At 67.3% G+C, this 2401-nt stretch carries 2 protein-coding genes; both read left to right on the top strand.

The window, feature by feature from the left end:
- Positions 1-456 (top strand): ureidoglycolate lyase (locus IBX53_RS15780; protein WP_290911228.1); only part of this gene is annotated, 456 nt, incomplete at its 5' end.
- Positions 457-635: 179 nt separating this feature from the next.
- The coding region (gene gcl, locus IBX53_RS15775; protein ID WP_290911226.1) for a glyoxylate carboligase at positions 636-2401 on the top strand (1766 nt) is incomplete at its 3' end.

Here is a 2401-nt window from a genome sequence, read left to right as displayed (position 1 = left end):
GCCGAGGCCTTCGCCCCCTTCGGCGAGGTGATCGACGCCCGGGCGTCGGAGTGGTTTCCCATCAACGCCGGGCGCACCCGGCGCCACCACGACCTGGCGACGGTCGAGACCCTGGGGGAGGGCGCGCGGACGCTGATCAGCCTCTTCGTCAGCCAGCCGGTGACGGCCCCTCTGGAACTTGACTTCCTGGAGCGCCACCCCCTGGGCAGCCAGGCCTTCATGCCGCTTCACGAGGAGCGCTTTCTGATCGTCGTGGCCCCGCCTGGCGACGCCATCGACCCCGCCGAGGTGCGCGCCTTCGTCACCGATGGCCGCCAGGGGGTCAACTACCGCGCCGGCACCTGGCACGCCATCCAGTCTGTGCTGGAGCGGGAAGGGGAGTTTCTCGTCGTCGATCGCGGCGGCGAGGGGAACAACTGCGACGAGCATCCGCTGGCGCTGCGCATCACCCTCTGAGCGCCTCTGTGTTGCGTCGATAATAATGCCCAAGCAGTTGATTCTGCTTGGGCATTTTCATGCATATGGTTAATTTGAAAATATTTTCCACATATTCTTGACGGAGTCGGTGAGCGGGCCTAATCTCGGTATACAAAATGATTTTCCAAAAACAAGACACCTCACTGGAGGATCCCGTCATGGCCCGCATGACCGCTGCAGAAGCCGCCGTTCACGTGCTCAGGAAGGAAGGCATCGAAGTCGCCTTCGGGGTGCCCGGCGCCGCCATCAATCCCTTCTACGCCGCGATGCGCCAGTTGGGTGGCATCGACCATGTGCTGGCCCGCCATGTCGAGGGCGCCTCCCACATGGCCGAGGGCTACACCCGGACGAAGGCCGGCAACATCGGGGTGTGCATCGGCACCTCCGGCCCCGCCGGCACCGACATGATCACCGGGCTCTATTCGGCCAGCGCCGACTCCATCCCGATCCTCTGCATCACCGGCCAGGCGCCCCGTGCCCGGATGCACAAGGAGGACTTCCAGGCGGTGGATATCCAGGCGATCGCCGGCCCCGTCACCAAGTGGGCGGTCACCGTGCTGGAGCCGGCCCAGGTGCCGCGCGTCTTCCAGCAGGCTTTCCACCTGATGCGCTCCAGCCGCCCGGGCCCGGTGCTGATCGATCTGCCCATCGACGTGCAGATGAGCGAGATCGAGTTCGACCCCGACACCTACGAGCCGCTGCCCGCCTTCAAGCCCAGGGCCACCCGGGCCCAGGCCGAGAAGGCCATCGCCATGCTGCAGGCGGCCGAGCGCCCGCTGATCGTCGCCGGCGGCGGCATCTTCAACGCCGACGCCAGCGACCTGCTGCTCGAGTTCGCCGAGCTCACCGGGGTGCCGGTGATCCCGACCCTGATGGGCTGGGGCACCATCCCGGACGACCATCCGCTGATGGCGGGCATGGTGGGGCTGCAGACCTCCCACCGCTACGGCAACGCCACCCTGCTCGCCGCGGACTTCGTGATGGGCATCGGCAACCGCTGGGCCAATCGCCACACCGGCAACGTCGAGACCTACACCAAGGGCCGCACCTTCGTGCACGTGGACATCGAGCCGACCCAGATCGGGCGCATCTTCGGGCCGGACTACGGCATCGTCTCCGACGCCAGGGCGGCACTTGAGCTCTTCATCGAGGTGGCCCGCGAGCTCGATGCGGCCGGCCGGCTCAAGCGCCGCGGCCGCTGGGCGGAAGAGTGCCAGGAGCGCAAGCGCAGCCTGCTGCGCAAGACCCATTTCGACAACGTGCCGGTCAAGCCCCAGCGGGTCTACGAGGAGATGAACCGCGTCTTCGGCCGCAACACCCGCTACGTCAGCACCATCGGGCTGTCGCAGATCGCCGGGGCCCAGTTCCTGCACGTCTACCAGCCGCGCCACTGGATCAACTGCGGCCAGGCGGGCCCGCTGGGCTGGACCATTCCGGCGGCCCTGGGGGTGCGGCGCGCCGACCCGGAGGCGGAAATCGTCGCGCTCTCCGGCGACTATGATTTCCAGTTCATGGTCGAGGAGCTGGCCGCCGGCGCCCAGTTCAACCTGCCCTGGATCCACGTGCTGGTGAACAACTCCTACCTGGGGCTGATTCGCCAGGCCCAGCGCGGCTTCGACATGGACTACTGCGTGCAGCTCTCCTTCGAGAACATCAACTGCCCGGAGATCAACGGCTACGGGGTGGACCACGTCTCGGTGGTGGAGGGGCTGGGCTGCAAGGCGCTGCGCGTCACCCGGCCCGAGGAGATCGCCCCGGCGCTGGAAGAGGCCCGCCGCCTGATCGCCGAGCACCGCGTGCCGGTGGTGGTGGAGGTGATCCTGGAACGGGTGACCAACATCGCCATGGGCACCGAGCTGGACGGCATCAACGAGTTCGAGGCCCTGGCCGAGAACGTCGAGGATGCGCCCACCTCCATCGCCGC

This window comes from Halomonas sp., assembly GCF_014859505.1.
Classification (GTDB): domain Bacteria; phylum Pseudomonadota; class Gammaproteobacteria; order Pseudomonadales; family Halomonadaceae; genus Halomonas.
This window is presented reverse-complemented; position numbering and strand designations above follow the sequence as displayed.